Consider the following 16,564-nt stretch of genomic DNA (forward strand, 5'->3'; position numbering starts at 1 on the left):
TACCCCGGATGCCGTCGGCGGACGCCGGCCGACGGCCGTCGGCAGCCCAGCAGGCTCACGAGGCCCGGTAGGGCCGGGAGGTCCGGATGAGCGACACCACCGATACCACTGATACGACCGGCACCACGGACACCTCCGGCACCGTGATCGTCGTCGGCTCGGGCCCCACCGGCCTCCTGCTCGCCGGGGACCTCGCCACCGCCGGGGTGCGGGTCACGCTCCTGGAGAAGCGCCCGCACAGGATCAGCAACCTCTCCCGCGCCTTCGTGCTGCACGCCCGCACCCTGGAGCAGTTCGACGCCCGCGGCCTCGCCGACGACATCGAGGCGGTGGGGCGGCCCCTGGACCGGCTGCGCCTCTTCGGCGGCCTCACCATCACCCTCGACACCCTGCCCTCCCGCTACAACCACCTCCTCGTCATCCCGCAGTACGAGGTGGAGAAGGTCCTGGAGCGCCGCGCGGTCGCCGCCGGGGTGGATTTCCGGTACGAGACCGAGTGCACCGGTCTGGCCCAGGACGCGGACGGCGTGACGGTCCGGACGCGCGGAGCCGGTGGCGAGGCCGGGGAGCTGCGGGCGGCGTACGTGGTCGGCTGCGACGGGATGCGCAGTGCCGTACGGGACGCGATCGGACTGCCCTTCCCCGGCGAGTCGGTGATCCGTTCCGTCGTCCTGGCCGATGTGCGGCTGGCCGAGCAGCCCGAGAACCTGCTCACCGTGAACACCGCCGGTGACGCCTTCGCCTTCATCGCTCCCTTCGGCGACGGCTACCACCGGGTCATCGCCTGGAACCGGGCCCGCGACGTGCCCGACCACGAGCCCCTCGACCTGGACGAGGTCAGGGAGACCGTCCGGCTCGCCCTCGGCCGCGACTACGGCATGCGCGACGCCCGCTGGATGTCCCGCTTCCACAGCGACGAACGCCAGGCCCCCGCCTACCGGGTCGGCCGGGTCTTCCTCGCCGGCGACGCCGCCCATGTGCACACACCGGCCGGCGGACAGGGCATGAACACCGGCCTCCAGGACGCCGCCAACCTGAGCTGGAAGCTCGCCCAGGTGGTCCACGGCCACGCGGACCCCGCGCTCCTGGACACCTACGAGGGCGAACGGCACCCCGTCGGCAAGGCGGTCCTGCGCAGCAGCGGCGGCATCGTGCGCCTCGCGATGGCCAAGCGCCCCTGGACGCTGGCCCTGCGCGCCGGACTCGCCGCCTTCCTCGGGACCGTCGGTCCGGCCCGCCGGAAGGCGATCGGCCAGATCACCGGCATCGGCTACCGCTACCCGGCGCCCAGGGGTTCCCACCGCCTCACCGGAAGCCGCGCCCCCGACATCGCCCTCGCCGACGGCACCCGCCTCTACGAAACTCTGCGCGGCGGCCGGTTCGTGCTGGTCACCCCGGAGGCGTACGAGGAGCCGGGCGCCCGCAAGGACCGGCTGGCCGTGACCCGCTGGGCGAGCGGCCGCCGTACGGCGCTGCTGGTGCGGCCCGACGGATATGTCGCCTGGGCGGCCGACACCGCCGGCCCGGCCGCGATCGAGGCCGCGCTCACCGCGCATGTCGGCCCGGCGGAGACCCGCTAGTGCGGTGACCGGGGCGGAGACCGCCGCCACCCCCCCCGCCGACGGGTATGCCCGAAGGGCGGGTGACCGACCAGGTCACCCGCCCTGCGTTCCCGCCGACACCATCGGCCCGGACCGGCCCCGCCTGCCACGGACCGGCCGGTCCGGCACGCGGACCGGCCGGGGCCGTCGGGGCGGGCTAGGACGCCGCCGCGTCCGCCGCCTGTGCCTTCAGCGCGCGCTCGACGCCGGCGCGGGACTCGGACATCAGGCGGCGCAGGGCCGCGTTCGGCTGGGCGGTGGCGAGCCACGCGTCCGTCCGGTCCAGCGTCTCCTGGGAGACCAGCACGGCCGGGTAGAGGCCGACCGCGATCTGCTGGGCGATCTCGTGCGAGCGCGCGTCCCAGATGTCCTTCACGACCTCGAAGTACTTCTCCGCGTACGGCGTGAGCAGCTCGCGCTGGTCGGTCTGGACGAAGCCGCCGATGACCGCCTCCTGCACGGCGTTCGGGAGCTTGTCGGACTCGACGACCAACGCCCACGCCTCCGCCTTGGCCTCCTCGGTCGGCCGGGCGGCCCGGGCGGTCGCCGCGTGCCGCTCGCCCGCGGCCGTCCGGTCCCGCTCGTACTCGGCCGCGATCTCCGTCTCGTCGAAGCGTCCGACGGCCGCGAGCCGCTCCACGAACGCCCAGCGCAGCTCGGTGTCCACGGCCAGGCCCTCGACCGTCTGCGACCCGTCCAGCAGCGCCTCCAGCAGGTCCAGCTGCTCCGGCGTACGGGCCGTCGCCGCGAACGCCCGCGCCCAGGCCAGCTGGTGGTCGCCGCCCGGCGCGGCCGACTGCAGGTGCGCCAGCGTCGCCTCCGTCCAGCGGGTCAGCAGGGCCTCCCGGGCCGTCGGGTCGGCGTACAGGTCGATCGCCGACTTCACCTGACGCTGGAGCGACTGCACGACACCGATGTCGGACTCCTTGCCGATGCCGGACAGCACCAGGGACAGGTAGTCGCGGGTGGCGAGCTCGGCGTCGCGGGTCATGTCCCAGGCCGACGCCCAGCACAGGGCACGCGGCAGCGACGACTCGAAGTCGCCCAGGTGCTCCGTGACGAACGCCAGGGACGCCTCGTCCAGCCGGACCTTCGCGTACGACAGGTCGTCGTCGTTGAGCAGGACCACGTCCGGGCGGGCCCGTCCGGCCAGCTGCGGCACGGCCGTCAGCTCGCCGTCGACGTCCAGCTCCACCCGTTCGGCGCGCACCAGCCTGCCGCTGTCGCCGTCGAGGTCGTACAGGCCGATCGCGATGCGGTGCGGGCGCAGCGTCGGCTCGCCCTTGGCGCCGGCCGGGAGCGCCGGGGCCTCCTGGCGGACGGCGAAGGAGGTGATTACCCCGTCGGCGTCCGTCTCGATCTCGGGCCGCAGGATGTTGATGCCCGCCGTCTCCAGCCACTGCTTCGACCAGGTCTTCAGATCGCGCCCGGAGGTCTCCTCCAGCGCGCCGAGCAGGTCGGACAGGCGCGTGTTGCCGAACGCGTGCCGCTTGAAATAGGCCTGGACGCCCGCGAAGAACTCGTCCATGCCGACGTAGGCGACGAGCTGCTTCAGGACGCTCGCGCCCTTGGCGTACGTGATGCCGTCGAAGTTGACGAGCACGTCGTCGAGGTCGTTGATCTCGGCCATGATCGGGTGGGTGGACGGCAGCTGGTCCTGCCGGTACGCCCAGGTCTTCATGGAGTTGGCGAACGTGGTCCAGGAGTGCGGCCAGCGCGAGCCGGGCGCGTACGCCTGGCAGGCGATGGAGGTGTAGGTGGCGAACGACTCGTTCAGCCACAGGTCGTTCCACCACTCCATGGTGACCAGGTCGCCGAACCACATGTGGGCCAGCTCGTGCAGGATGGTCTCCGCCCGCAGCTCGTAGGCCGCGTCGGTCACCTTCGACCGGAAGACGTACTGGTCGCGGATGGTGACCGCGCCCGCGTTCTCCATCGCACCCGCGTTGAACTCCGGCACGAACAGCTGGTCGTACTTCTCGAAGGGGTACGCGTAGTCGAACTTCTCCTGGAACCAGTCGAAGCCCTGCCGGGTCACCTCGAAGACGGCGTCCGAGTCCAGGAACTCGGCGAGGGAGGGCCGGCAGTAGATGCCGAGCGGCACCGACTGCCCGTCCTTCTCGTACACGCTGTGCACCGAGTGGTACGGGCCGACGATCAGCGCGGTGATGTACGTCGAGATGCGCGGCGTCGGCGCGAACTCCCAGACGTCGTCCTTCGGTTCGGGCGTCGGCGAGTTGGAGACGACCGTCCAGCCGGCCGGCGCCTTCACGGTGAACTGGAACGTCGCCTTCAGGTCCGGCTGTTCGAACGAGGCGAAGACGCGACGGGCGTCCGGCACCTCGAACTGGGTGTACAGATAGGCCTGCTCGTCGACCGGGTCGACGAACCGGTGCAGGCCCTCACCGGTGTTGGTGTACGCGCAGTCCGCGACGACCCGCAGCACGTTGCGGCCCGCGAGCAGGCCCGGCAGTGCGATCCGGGAGTCGGCGAAGACCTCGGCCGGGTCGAGCGCGTCGCCGTTCAGGGTGACCTCGTGGACGGCCGGGGCCACCAGGTCGATGAAGGACTCCGTGTCCCCTTCGGCGACGTCGAAGCGCACCGTGGTCACGGACCGGTAGGTGCCGCCCTCCTGAGCGCCGGAGAGGTCGAGATCGATCTCGTACGAGTCAACGGTGAGCAGCGACGCCCGCTGCTGCGCCTCTTCGCGAGTCAGGTTTGTGCCAGGCACGCGTTCATCTCCTCGTTATGTGTCGGTTGCGCCATCCTTCCATGTGACCTGCACGGAACGCGATGTCCAAAACCCGCCGGTGGACGGCGCGCAGGAGCGCGAGCCTGAGGGCATGACGACACACCCGGCCACGCACCCCGGCCCGACCACCCGCCCGGCCGTACCTGCGGTGGGATCCGCGGCTTATGCGGTCCGGCCCATCGCCCCGTCGGACCTGGCGCGACTGCGCACCGCCGACGACGCCGGGCGGCCCTGCGCCCCGTTCACCGACGACGAGGGCGGCTCCCCGCTGCGCTGCTGTCTGCGCCGCAGCGCGCCCGGCGAGCGGATCGCCCTGGTCTCGTACGCGCCCCTGCGCCGCTGGGCGGCGCGCACGGGCGCGGACCTCGGGGCGTACGACGAACAGGGCCCCGTGTTCATCCACGCGCGGGAGTGCGCGGGACCCGGCAAGGACGGCGCCGGGGACGGCGTCCCGTTCGCCAACGCCCACCGGACCGTGCGCCGCTACTCGGCCGAGGGCCGCATCCTGGGCGGAGAGCTGGTGGGGACTCCCGGCGACGCGGCCTTCCGCGAGGCGTTCCACAACGCGTTCGACGACCCGTCCGTGGCGTTCGTCCACGTCCGGGCCGTCGAGTACGGCTGCTTCCTCTACGAGGTGGGCAGGCGTTAGAACCAGGAGCTGTCAGGCCTGGGCCGCCGCGGCCTTCTCCTTGAGCTCCGCCGCCACCAGCTCCGCGAGCTGCACCGCGTTCAGGGCCGCGCCCTTGCGCAGGTTGTCGTTGGAGACGAACAGGGCGAGACCGTGCTCGACGGTCTCGTCGGCGCGGATCCGGCCGACGTACGAGGCGTCCTGACCGGCCGCCTGGAGCGGGGTCGGGATCTCGGAGAGGACCACGCCCGGGGCACCGCCCAGCAGCTCCGTCGCGCGCGCCACGTCGATCGGGCGGGAGAAGCGGGCGTTGACCTGGAGCGAGTGGCCGGAGAAGACCGGGACGCGCACACAGGTGCCGGAGACCTTCAGCTCCGGGATCTCCAGGATCTTGCGGGACTCGTTGCGGAGCTTCTGCTCCTCGTCGGTCTCGTTGAGACCGTCGTCGACGATCGACCCGGCGAGCGGGAGCACGTTGAAGGCGATGGGGCGCTTGTAGACCTGCGGCTCGGGGAAGTCGACCGCCGCGCCGTCGTGGGCGAGCCGGTCGGCGTCGGCGACCACCTTCAGCGCCTGGCCGTGCAGCTCCGCGACGCCCGCGACGCCCGAGCCGGAGACGGCCTGGTAGGTGGCGACGACCAGGGCCTCCAGACCGGCCTCCTCGTGCAGCGGCTTCAGGACCGGCATCGCGGCCATCGTCGTGCAGTTCGGGTTGGCGATGATGCCCTTGGGGCGGTCCGCGATCGCGTGCGGGTTCACCTCGGAGACGACGAGGGGGACCTCGGGGTCCCGGCGCCAGGCGGAGGAGTTGTCGATCACGACGGCGCCCTGGGCGGCGACCTTCTCGGCCAGCGCCTTCGAGGTCGCACCGCCCGCGGAGAAGAGCACGATGTCCAGGCCGGAGTAGTCGGCGGTGGACGCGTCCTCCACCGTCACGCCGTCCAGGACCGTCCCCGCCGAGCGGGCCGAGGCGAACAGCCGCAGCTCGGTGACCGGGAAGTCGCGCTCCTCGAGGATCCTGCGCATGACCGTGCCGACCTGACCGGTGGCTCCGACGATTCCGACCCTCACGGCGACTCCCTCTGCGTGCGTTTGCTCGTGTGTGACTGACGGGGCTTTTCCATCATGCTGCCGCCCCTGGCCCATGTGTCCAATTCTTTGCCGGGTGTGCCCGAGGAATGGGACGCGATCCCGCGGACGCCAGGTGCGTTCCTGCCCACCGAACCCCCGCTGAGCTGGAGATATTCCCTCGGCGAGGGCTCCGCGCCGCAAGCTGTGCTGCTCCGGACCCTGCCCGCCGCCACCTCGCCCACACGATGATGTGACGTACGCCTCGGGGCGCCCGCGGACTCCCGGCCGAACGTTTCGGCCCCGGCCGGCGTCGTAGGGGAAACGTGCGGAGGGGGTGGCTTGTGCTGCGCAGAAAGGCCTGGCGCGGCCGGGGGGCCGACGCCACGACGGGCGACGACCCGCTGGACGTGGCCCAGGAACGCCGGGTGCGGGCGGTGCTCGCCCTGGGCGGGGTGCCGCAGGCGGACCTGCCGGACGGGGTGCAGCAGGTCCGTCTGCGGCTGCTGGAACGGGCCGCGAGCGGCCGCGAGGCGCCGCGTGACGTGTCGGCGTGGGCGGCGGTCGTCGCCTCCAACCTGGCCATGGACTGGCACCGGGCCCGGCGCCGGCAGGAGCGCGTCGGGGAGCGCCTGGCCTCCCTGCGCCAGCCCGCGCACGACTCCGGCGAGGACACCAGCCTGCTCTCCCTCGCCGTCGCCCGGGGCCTGGACGAGCTGCCGGACGCCCAGCGGCAGGTCCTCGTCCTGCGTTTCTACGCCGATCTGCCGGTCCGTTCGATCGCCGACGAGCTCGGCATCCCCGAGGGCACGGTCAAGAGCAGGCTGCACACGGCGGTACGGGCCCTGCGCGTCCGACTGCACGAGGACGAGGTGGTGTGACATGACCGCCGGACACGACGGCCGCGAGCCGGACGTCGCCGACGAGGCCCTGCTGGCGGCGATCACCGGTGAACCGCTGTCCGAGCGGGCCCGCACGGACCCCGAGTTCCTGGCGGCCCACCGCGCCGCGACGGCCGAGGTGGCCCTGCTGCGGCGGCACCTGGGCCTGGTCGCGGACGCCCTGACCACGCCCGCACCCGCCGCCGTACCCGCACCCGCCACCGGACCCGCCCCGGCCGCCGTACCCGCCGCCGAGCGGCCGCGCGCGCCCCGGCGCCGCCCGCTCGCCCTGGCGCTGCGCGCCGTGGCCGTCGCCGCGGCCGGTGCGCTGGTGGTCGGGGCGGGCTGGCTGGTGGTCCGGGCCGGAGACGCGGTGAGCGGGGCTTCCGCCGCCTCGGACAGCGCCGCGAAGGCCGACAACAAGGGAGCGGGGGCCGAGTCGGCCGCCGGAGCGGCCCTGGAGAACCCGCAGTACCTGGCGTGCGCCCGGCTCGTCGTCGAGGGCGACGTCACGGACGTGGCGCCGGTGGCGGGCACCGCGCGGAGCCGGGTCACGCTGCACGTGACCCGTTCCTACAAACCGGTGAAGGCCCCGGCCGAGGTCGGGTTCCTGCTGGAGCGGGAGACCGGGCCGGACGCCCGGGCCGGCGAGCACGTCCTCGTCGTCGTGGAGCAGCACTCCGCGCTCGCCGACGCCTGGATCACCGGAGCCGACGCCGTCGCCCGGGAACGGGCGGCCGTCGGCCGGGCCCTGCCCGAATCGCGCTCCCTCACCTGCGAGTGAGCACGGGGGCAACGAGAAGGGGCGGGCGCCCGTACGGACGCCCGCCCCGATGCCGTACCCGAAGTTACGGCGTGACCTTCTCGATCTTCACGCTCGCGACGCCCGCGACCGTGCCGCGCGCGTTCACCAGCTGGGCCTGGCCGAAGAACTCGCGTCCCTCGGGGGCCGGGGCCAGCGCGGTGACCGAACCGGAGACCGTCGCCGAGGCGCCGGTGCCGAGCTTGACCGGCGCGGTGGCGTCGACGGAGACGGAGCCCAGGGCGGCGGAGAAGAAGACGTCCTGGTAGTCGTAGTCGGTCGAGCCGGCCGGGACGGAGTAGCCCGCGACCGCGATGGTGTACGTACCGGCGGCCGGCGAGGCGATGGAGACCGACTCCTCCGAGTCGCCGTCCGCGGACTGGGCGACCTGCTTGCCGGTGGAGTCGTAGACCGTCAGGTCGAGGTCGGCGGACGCGTCGGAGACGTTGCCGATGGCGACGTCCAGCGACTTGGCGCCCGCGGGCACCTCCACCGTGGTGGTCTGCGTCTCACCCTCCTTGATGGCGGGACGGGCCGACTTGGCCGAGCCGAGCGGGCCGCCCACCAGCGTGCCGTCGAGGGCCGCGAAGTTGTTCGTGACCTTCCAGGAGGCGGCGGACGGGACGCCCACCTTGGCCTCGGACACGGTCACGGTCTCCGGGTCGAAGGCCGCGCCGAGCACGGCGACGTCGAGCTTGTAGGGGTTGTCGAGCAGCGGCGAGGTACGGCGCGACTCGACCTCGATCTCCCACACGCCCGGCTGCGGGTCGGCGTACGCGCGCACGTCGGGCTTGCAGCCGTTGCCGTCGAGGTAGTTGTTGTAGCAGTACGGGGTGCTGGTGTTGTCGACCGGGACGCCGTACGGGTGGATGGCGATGAACCGGGTCTGGCTCTTGTCCTTCAGCCCGCCGATCGCGACCTCCAGCGACTTGGCGCCCGCGGGCACGGTCACGAAGTACGACTTCGAGCTGTTGCGCTGCACGGTGTCGGACGCGGCGTAGGTGTACTTCACCGGCGCCGAGACCACGACCGTGGCCAGGATCTGCTTGTCGACGCCCTCGGTCCTCGGGTCGTCGAGCTCGAGGATCGCGCTCTTGATGCCCGCGGACCTCGGCGCGGCCTGGACCTTGACGGTCACCGGCTGGTTCAGCGGCAGCTTCACCTCGTCGGAACCGATGATCCGGAAGGTGCCGGCGGCGTTGTTCGCGAGGTGCAGGTCGTGCCGGATCGCCTTGGCGGAACCGGACGTACGGGTGACGGTGATGTCGTACGTCTTCTTGTCGCCGGCCTTGAGGCCGCCCTCACGGTCGTAGAGGCCGGTGCCGAAGCCCGGCGTCTTCAGCGCGTAGTCGATCGCGGTGTCGACCGGGGCCTTGACGGTGTAGTCGTGGGCGGTGGCGCCGTCCTTGATGGCGTCCCAGGCGTCCACGATGTCGATGCTGCCCGCACCCTCCTCGTACGCCTGCACGTCCTTGATGTGGTGGGCGGTCGAGGTCAGCGCCGTGCGCAGGGTGGCCGGCGTGAGGGCGATGCCCTTCTGCTTCGCGGCCGACAGCAGCAGCGCCGAGGCGCCCGCGGCCTGCGGGGAGGCCATCGAGGTGCCCTGGAGCATCGAGTAGCCGGCCGGCAGGGTGTAGCCCGCCTCGGCGACCGGGGAGCCCGGCAGCCAGGTCTGGGTGGTGTTGATGGCGGCGCCGGGGGCGACCAGGGTCGGCGTGAAGCCGCCGTCCTCACGCGGGCCGCGCGAGGAGAACGGCAGCAGCGCGTACTTCTTGGTCACGGCCGAGCCGTAGTTGGCGGCCCAGGTCTCCTTGGAGATGCCCGCGCCGACCGAGATGACCTTGTCGGCCAGACCGGGGTCGCCGATGGTGTTCGCGCCGGGGCCGGAGTTGCCCGCGGAGATCACCAGCTGGACGCCGTAGGTGTCGATGAGCCGGGTGTAGAGCTCGGCGCGCGCGTTGTTGCCGTCGTTCAGCGCCGGGAGGCCGCCGATCGACATGTTGACGATGTCGACACCGCGGTTGACGACCAGGTCGATCATGCCCTCGGTGAGCGCCACGTTGGTGCAGCCGCCGGTCCAGGTGCAGGCACGGGACGAGACGATCTTCGCGCCCGGGGCCGCGCCGTTCATCTTCCCGCCGAACAGGCCGTTCGCGGAGGTGATGCCGGCGACGTGCGTGCCGTGCTCGGACTCGATGACGCCGATGTTGACGAAGTCGACCTTCTTGCCGACCCAGTCGCCGCCGTAGGGGTCCATCGGCACGTCCTTGCGGATCTGCACGACGAACGGCTGGCGCTCGACGACGTCGGTCGCCGGGTTGTCGGTGCCGAAGTAGCCGACCTGGTAACCGTCCTTGTACGGCTTCATCGGCGTGTCGTCGGTGAAGTCGAAGTTGTTGTTCAGGTCGACCCGGACCGTGCCGGCCGCCGCGTCGTACAGCACGCCCCACGAGTCGGTGGTGTCACCGTCGCGGTTGGCGTCACCGGCCGCGTCGCCGCCGGCGGTGTACGACTCCCTGAAGGTGCTGACCTGGTACGAGCCCGCGGGCGCCGTCCAGGTGCGGCCGCCGTAGGAGAAGGAGGTCCCGGAAACGGAAGTGACCATCGGGCGCCAGGTGTTGTCGCTGTCGACGATCGGGTCGGTCGAGGTCACCCAGTCGACGATCTTGCGCTCGCCGGTGGTGGTCTTCTGCAGTGCCGGGTGGCCCAGGTCCACGCCCGAGTCGAGGATGCCGATGGTGACCCCGCGGCCGTCCGTCTTCGGGTGGTCCTTCACGAAGTCGACGGCACCCGTCTCGAAGGACGGGTTGTACGGGTTCTCGGCGGGCGTCTTCTTGCCGGGCGCCGGGTAAGTGACCGTCGAGGAGCCGGACTTCGCGCCCCGGGCGGTGTCCGCGCTGGGCGTCGGGTCGTCGAGCTTGATCTCCTGCCGCAGGTCGATGGCCTGCACGGAGGACAGCTTCGCGGCGGCGGCGATGGCCGCGTCCGCCTGGCCCGTCGGGACGGTGGCGCGGACGTAGCCGAGCTTGTCGTAGGTCCGGCCGACGGAACCGCCCTTGACGGCGTCCAGCTTCTCGGCGACCTGCTCGGTCGCGCCGGGCGCGGTGGCGACCATCATCGTGACGGTCTTGTCGCCGTGCGCCTTGGCCGCGGCGAGCCGGTCGGCGTCGTCGGAACCGAGCTTCTCGTGGGCGGACTTGACGCCCGGGTCCGCGGCGGCGGGTGCCTGACCGGCGGAGAAGGCCATGGGTATCGGACCCGCCGCGGACAGCGCGGCCACCAGACCGGCGGCCACGGCGATACGGACCACGCGTCTCGCGCCGGGTATGGGTTCACGCTGAGGGGTGAGAGTCATCGGCATCCCTTGCAGGTAAAGGAACGAGCGTGGTGCGGCCGGACCGATCGGCCCTGGCCGCGATCGTCCGGACTACGACCCCGGACGGTCGCTCAGCTTTACCCAAGGGGCATGTCTTTGGGGAGGGTTGACCGAAACGAGATGGATGTATGGGGAAAACCCCCGATGGACTTTACGGACACCGGCGGCCATCCTGTGACATTCCTGTGAGCGGTTTTACGGAAGTCCGTGCACGAAGTGTCCACTTGGGTGAGTGGGTGATCACCCTTCGGGTTAACCTCACGGGGTGCGCCAGAAGTTGAGGGTGGCGGCCTATGCCGTCTGCGTCCGCGAGGGGCAGGTCCTGCTCGCCCGGTCGTCCGCGCCCGACGGCACCCCGGAGTGGGTGCTGCCCGGCGGCGGCATGGAGCACGGCGAGGACCCGTACGACACCGTCCGGCGCGAACTGGCGGAGGAGACGGGCTACCGCATCGAGGTCACCGGCCTGCTCGGGATCGACTCCGTCCGGCACGCCGTCCCGCGCACGGGCCTGCGCCGCGCCACCGACCACCACGGCGTGCGGCTCGTGTACGAGGGCCGGGTGGTCGGCGGCGAACTGCGCAACGAGGTCGGCGGATCCACCGACCTGGCCGCCTGGCAGGACCTGACGGCCGTGCCCGGCCTGCCCCGGGTGCCGCTGATCGACGTGGCGCTGACGCTGTGGCGCGGACGCCCGGCCGCGGGACACCTGGAACTCGCGGCGGAGTAGGCCCGCCGTCCGGGAGCGCGGGCGCCCTTCCCTGCCGGCCGTGCCTGCCGGGGAGTTGTCGGAGTTGTCGTGCTACCCCGGAAAATGAACGCGCAGTGACCGCGTACGGACCGTTCGACGAGCGGTCGCGGACCTCCCGGGTGCTCCGTGATCCACGTACGGCGATGGGTGTCGCACGTTGCGGCCTCGTTCACGCCCAGGTCACCCCCGGTGCCAAGCATCCGGTACGAGCGGGCGGTTCGCCATGGGCGGATGCCCGCGACCACCGCCGACGCGTTCGCACCCTGGGGAGATCGCGCCATGTCGCGCATACGCTCTGTGACCACGTCCCTGCCGGGAGTCGACCGGCGCTCCGTCCTCGCCGCCACCGCGGCCGTGTCCCTCGCGGCGGGCGTCGGCTACGCCCTGCGGCCCACCGACAGCCAGGCCGCGCCCGCGACCGCCCCCCAGGCCGCGCCCGCCGCCGACGCCCCCGCCGCCTCGCCCGGCCCCGCCACGGCCGCCGCCCTGGCCCCGTACACCCGGGGCACCACCCTGGCGGGCGTCGCCGCCCCGCGCACCGCCTCCGGCTACCGCCGGCTCGGCGACGGCCCCGGCTGGCGGCGCGTCGTGCGCGACGACCTCGCCGCCGCCAAGTCGGGCCGCGCGGACCGCCGTACCGCGCTCGCCGCCTTCGTGCAGCTCACCGACCTGCACCTGATCGACAGTCAGCACCCGCTGCGGCTGGAGTTCCTGCGCTCGGCCGACGTCAAACGCTGGCGGCCGCACGAGGCGCTGACCGTGCACGGCGCCGTCTCCCTCGTCGAGCGCGTCAACGCGCTGCGCGGCGCCCCCGTCACCGGCTCCCCGCTGCACTTCGCGATGACCACCGGCGACAACACCGACAACAACGCCCGCACCGAGCTGGAATGGTTCCTGACCGTCATGAGCGGCGGCCGCATCACCCCGGACTCCGGTGACCCGCGGCACTACGAGGGCGTCCAGAACAGCGGCCTCAAGCTGTACTGGCAGCCCGACCAGGCCCTGCGCGACGCCGACAAGCAGCGCGGCTTCCCGCACCTGGCGGGCTTCCTCGCCGCCGCCACCCGCGAACTGCACAGCCCCGGACTCGGCCTGCCCTGGTACTCGACCGTCGGCAACCACGACGCCCTGCCGCTCGGCTGCTACGGGCACGGCGACTCCTACCTCGCCGAGTACGCGGTCGGCGGCCGGAAGCTGATGACCCTGGACCCGGCGGAGGGGGTGAAGCTGGAGCGGTTCATCTCCCGGGCCACGGACCCCATGGGCACGGCCTTCCGCGACCTGCTTGAGGCGCACGCCCGCGACATGCGCGCGGTCACCCCGGACGAGCGCCGCGCCCCCTACACCCCGGCCGACTACCTCAAGGCCCATCTCGACCCCGCGTACACCGGCCCCGGCCCGGTCGGGCACGGCTACTCCGCGGCGAACCTCGCGGCCGGCACCCAGTACTACAGCTTCCGGGTCGCCGACGACGTGCTCGGCGTCAGCCTCGACACCACCGACCCCGGCGGCCACTACGACGGCTCCGTCGGCACCGCCCAGCTGAAGTGGCTGGAGCGGACCCTGCGGGAGCACGCGGACTCGTACGTGATCGTCTTCAGCCACCACACCAGCGGCACCATGACGAACACCCGGCCCGACCCGGCCCGGCCGCACGAGGCCCGGCACTCCGGCGCCGAGGTCGTCTCCCTGCTCGGCCGCCACCGCAACGTCCTGGCCTGGGTGAACGGCCATATCCACCGGAACGTGATCACGTCGCACACGTCCTCGGCCGGACACTCCTTCTGGGAGATCTCGACCGCTTCCCACGTCGACCACCCCCAGCTCGCCCGGGTGATCGAGCTCACCGACAACAAGGACGGGACCCTCTCCGTCTTCACCACCCTCGTCGAGTCCGCCGCCCCGCACCGCACGGACTTCGGCGACCTCTCCCAGACCGGCCTCGCGGCCCTCTACCGCGAGCTGGCCTTCAACCACCCCCGGCGCCCGCGCGGAGCGGGCCGGCGAGGCCCGGGACCGCAACACCGAACTGGTGCTGAGGAAGAGCTGAGCGCGGTCCGGCCGACGCGGTGGGTGACCGCCGCGCCGGCCCGGCGGCCCCTTCGGGCGCAGCCCCGGAGCGGGAGTGGACGTGTCGATGAGCTGCCACGGACACGAAGCACGGTGTTCACGCGCCGGCAATGTCGGTATCGCCTCATATCGGCTAACCCGCACTTCACGGGGGATGGCTTGATATGTGTGCAAGGCGGGTGGTCGTGTGCGTACCGGACGCGGACTGCGGGTGCTGTCGGTCTACGAAGGCTTCTTCTCCGGCGGTGCCCGGATCGTGCACAGCGATGTCGTGCTGGGGCTGCGAGAAGGCGGGCAGTATCAACGGGTCCTGAGCGTGTACGCGGAGGTGCACCGGGAGGCCACCCGGCAGCGGATGGAGGACGACGCCTGCTACCGGGCGCTGACCGCGGCCGGGATCGGGGTCGGCTCCCTCGGCCGTACGTTCGGCGCGAGAGGTGATTCGGCCGTTTTCAGCGGCCCGGAACTGGCCGAAACGGCGCGGGCGATGGCGGACGTCGACGTGATCCTGTCGCTCAAGGAGCAGCCCCTGTCCCTGCTCAACCAGGCGGGCCTGCCGCGCCGCCCGGTGGTGGTCGCGCTGCACCGCTCGGACCCCGAGAACCAGGGCCCGGCGCTGGACGAGCTGCGGACCGCCATCGCCGACGGCACCGTGGCGGCCTGTGTCTGCTGCGCCGAGTCCACGCGGGACGCGTACCGGGCCGCCGGGGTTCCCGGCGAGCTGCTGCACGTGATCCCGAACGGGGTGGACCTGGTGCGCTTCCGGCCCGACCCGGCCCGCCGCATCGCGCTGCGGGCCGAGCTCGGCATCCCGGACACGGCGCCGGTGGTCGTCCTCGCGGCCCGGTACGCGGCGATGAAGAACGTCCCGCTGTTCCTGCGGGCCGCCCGGGCCTGGCTGCGCGACCGGCCGGACGGGCATGTGCTGCTGTGCGGGGCGGGCATGACCGACGCCAACGCGGAGCTCGGGGCGGACATCGCGGACGCCTTCGGCGCGGAGCGCCCGCCGGCCGGGCGGATGCACCTGCTGGGGGTGCGGCGCGACATGGAGGTCGTGTACGCCGGTTCCGACGTGGTCGCGCTGACCTCGTCCTGGGGCGAGGCGGCCCCGCTGTGCCTGATCGAGGGCATGATGTGCGGCGCGGTCCCGGTGACCACCGACGTGGGGGACAGCGCGGCGATCGTGAGCGGGCTCGGGTTCGTCACCCCGCCGGACCCGCAGGCCGTGGCCCGCGCCTGGAGCGAGGCGGTCGCGGGGCGCGGCGCCCTCGCACCGGTCCTCGCGGTGGCCCGCGAGCGTTTCAGCCGGACCCGCATGATCGCGTCGTACGCCGAGCTGATCGACCGCGTGCACGCGGGTGCGACCCGCCCGTCGCTCCCGGAGACGCTGTAGGACAGGCCCCACGGGCGCGGAGCCTACGAGGAGGGGCCGCCGGCCCGGTCCGGCGGCCCCTCCTCCCCCCTCCTGGTGCGGGCCCGGTCCGTCACTACCGGGGCAGCACCACGACATACGCGGCGGGCTCACGGTCCCGCGACGCCATCAGCGCCGTACGGACCACCGCCGCCTGCTGCTCCATCGCGTCCCGGAGCCGCTTCGGGGAGACGTGGACGACCGTGATGCCCAGCCGCTCCAGGTGCTCGCGCTTGCGGGCGTGCTCGGACCACAGCGCGTCCTCGTCCTGACGGGGGGCGCGGGTGTCCAGCTCCACCGCCACCGCCTGCTCGGGCCAGTAGGCGTCCAGGCCGCCCAGGTGCGGGCCGCCCGGCAGCCGCAGGTCGACGTTCCAGACGGGGTCGGGCAGACCGTACGCGCGGACCATCCGGTACAGGCGGCCCTCGGCGATCGACCGGCGCTCGGCCAGCAGCGAGTCCACGGCGTCCACCACATGCGCCCGGCCGAGCAGTCCCGCCTGGTTCAACTCCCTCACGACGGCCGCGGGTTCGCAGTGGCCGCCGCGCACCGCCTCGGTCAGCAGCCGGTGCACGGCGCCCGCGTCCGCGATCTCGGCCACCGCGTCGGCCAGGGCGCGCGGGACCGGGGCCACCGGCAGGCCCGTGACCTGCTCCGGGACGGGCAGGTCCGCGGTGCGCACGATCCGCGCGCAGCCCGCGGAGCGCAGCCGCCGCAGCCGTGGGACCAGGACGTCGAGCTGCTCCAGGGACGGCAGCGGGGGAGCGCCGGCGAAGCCGTGCAGGGTCAGGGCCGCCAGGCCCGTGATCATCGCGTCGGCGTAGTGCGGACGGTGGGGTTCGTCCGCGCCCGGCTGCGCGGGCACCGCGGGGCGCGCCGACTCGCGGGCCGCGTACATGAGCACCGCGTGCAGCCGTTCCTCGCTGGTCGGCGGTCCGGGGCGGAGCAGGAACACGCCCGGCAGGAGCTGTTGCCAGGGGCCGCGGGCGCGGCACTGCTCGTTCGCCTCGGCGGCCGAGACGCCGTGCGCGCGGAGCTGATGGGACGTCATGACACGGCGGTGCACCTCGGACAGGCGGCGCGCGGAGCGGGGGGAGAGTGGGGGGAGTGAGGTGTTGTGGTTCATGACCCGGAGGTTCCCGCGCCGGGCCCGTCCCGTAACCCCTGTTACACACCTGTCGGCAAATATGGACAAGGTGGCCCTAAAGGACGGGTGTTCGGGTGCCG

At 72.8% G+C, this 16,564-nt stretch carries 10 protein-coding genes and 1 pseudogene; 7 read left to right on the plus strand and 4 right to left on the minus strand.

The features are described 5' to 3' along the window. Positions 1-86: 86 nt before the first annotated feature. Positions 87-1,580 carry an FAD-dependent monooxygenase gene (locus ACWC24_RS01270; protein ID WP_450660750.1) on the plus strand — a complete coding sequence of 498 codons (1,494 nt, stop codon included), beginning with the start codon at positions 87-89 and terminating at the stop codon, positions 1,578-1,580. Between the two features lie 178 nt (positions 1,581-1,758). Here ACWC24_RS01270 and pepN read toward each other — a convergent pair whose 3' ends face one another. Continuing rightward, positions 1,759-4,332 carry an aminopeptidase N gene (gene pepN, locus ACWC24_RS01275; protein ID WP_450660751.1) on the minus strand — a complete coding sequence of 858 codons (2,574 nt, stop codon included), beginning with the start codon at positions 4,330-4,332 and terminating at the stop codon, positions 1,759-1,761. 112 nt (positions 4,333-4,444) lie between these two features. Here pepN and ACWC24_RS01280 point away from each other — a divergent pair, with 112 nt between their 5' ends. Further along, positions 4,445-5,002: a DUF1203 domain-containing protein gene (locus tag ACWC24_RS01280; RefSeq protein WP_450660752.1), complete on the plus strand. Its 558-nt coding sequence runs from the start codon at positions 4,445-4,447 to the stop codon at positions 5,000-5,002. Between the two features lie 12 nt (positions 5,003-5,014). Here the strand turns inward: ACWC24_RS01280 and ACWC24_RS01285 are convergent, their stop codons facing one another. Beyond that, positions 5,015-6,052 (minus strand): aspartate-semialdehyde dehydrogenase, encoded by a 1,038-nt coding sequence (locus ACWC24_RS01285; protein ID WP_450660753.1) that lies wholly within the window; start codon positions 6,050-6,052, stop codon positions 5,015-5,017. A gap of 341 nt (positions 6,053-6,393) precedes the next feature. On the opposite strand from ACWC24_RS01285, the gene ACWC24_RS01290 reads away from it, so the two are divergent. Continuing rightward, entirely contained in the window at positions 6,394-6,930 is a 537-nt protein-coding gene (locus ACWC24_RS01290; protein WP_450660754.1) for an RNA polymerase sigma factor, read from the plus strand. A 1-nt stretch (position 6,931) separates the two neighbouring features. Next, a complete protein-coding gene (locus ACWC24_RS01295; protein ID WP_450660755.1) occupies positions 6,932-7,714 on the plus strand; it encodes a hypothetical protein in 783 nt (260 codons plus the stop codon). 64 nt (positions 7,715-7,778) lie between these two features. Here the strand turns inward: ACWC24_RS01295 and ACWC24_RS01300 are convergent, their stop codons facing one another. Further along, positions 7,779-11,087, minus strand: a complete 3,309-nt coding sequence (locus ACWC24_RS01300; protein ID WP_450660756.1) for a S8 family serine peptidase — start codon at positions 11,085-11,087, stop codon at positions 7,779-7,781. Between the two features lie 304 nt (positions 11,088-11,391). Between ACWC24_RS01300 and ACWC24_RS01305 the strand changes: the two genes are divergently transcribed. The 3 genes and pseudogenes from ACWC24_RS01305 (at position 11,392) to ACWC24_RS01315 (ending at position 15,319) form a co-directional block, all read left to right on the plus strand. Next, on the plus strand, positions 11,392-11,835 hold the full coding sequence (locus tag ACWC24_RS01305) for an NUDIX hydrolase (protein ID WP_450661032.1): 444 nt from the start codon (positions 11,392-11,394) through the stop codon (positions 11,833-11,835). Positions 11,836-12,135: 300 nt separating this feature from the next. Beyond that, a pseudogene (locus ACWC24_RS01310) lies at positions 12,136-13,906 on the plus strand (TIGR03767 family metallophosphoesterase). A 231-nt stretch (positions 13,907-14,137) separates the two neighbouring features. Continuing rightward, positions 14,138-15,319, plus strand: coding sequence for a glycosyltransferase (locus ACWC24_RS01315; RefSeq protein ID WP_450661033.1), 1,182 nt, complete (start codon positions 14,138-14,140; stop codon positions 15,317-15,319). Positions 15,320-15,413: 94 nt separating this feature from the next. Here ACWC24_RS01315 and ACWC24_RS01320 read toward each other — a convergent pair whose 3' ends face one another. Beyond that, on the minus strand, positions 15,414-16,463 hold the full coding sequence (locus ACWC24_RS01320) for a hypothetical protein (RefSeq protein WP_450660757.1): 1,050 nt from the start codon (positions 16,461-16,463) through the stop codon (positions 15,414-15,416). Positions 16,464-16,564 lie beyond the last annotated feature (101 nt).

The organism is Streptomyces sp. NPDC001443 (assembly GCF_053597355.1).

Coding starts and splice junctions, on each gene's coding strand:
- ACWC24_RS01320 (WP_450660757.1), bottom strand. CDS start 16,463: ATGAACCACAACACCTCACTCCCCCCACTCTCCCCCCGCTCCGCGCGC.
- ACWC24_RS01295 (WP_450660755.1), top strand. CDS start 6,932: ATGACCGCCGGACACGACGGCCGCGAGCCGGACGTCGCCGACGAGGCC.
- ACWC24_RS01270 (WP_450660750.1), top strand. CDS start 87: ATGAGCGACACCACCGATACCACTGATACGACCGGCACCACGGACACC.
- ACWC24_RS01280 (WP_450660752.1), top strand. CDS start 4,445: ATGACGACACACCCGGCCACGCACCCCGGCCCGACCACCCGCCCGGCC.
- ACWC24_RS01300 (WP_450660756.1), bottom strand. CDS start 11,087: ATGACTCTCACCCCTCAGCGTGAACCCATACCCGGCGCGAGACGCGTG.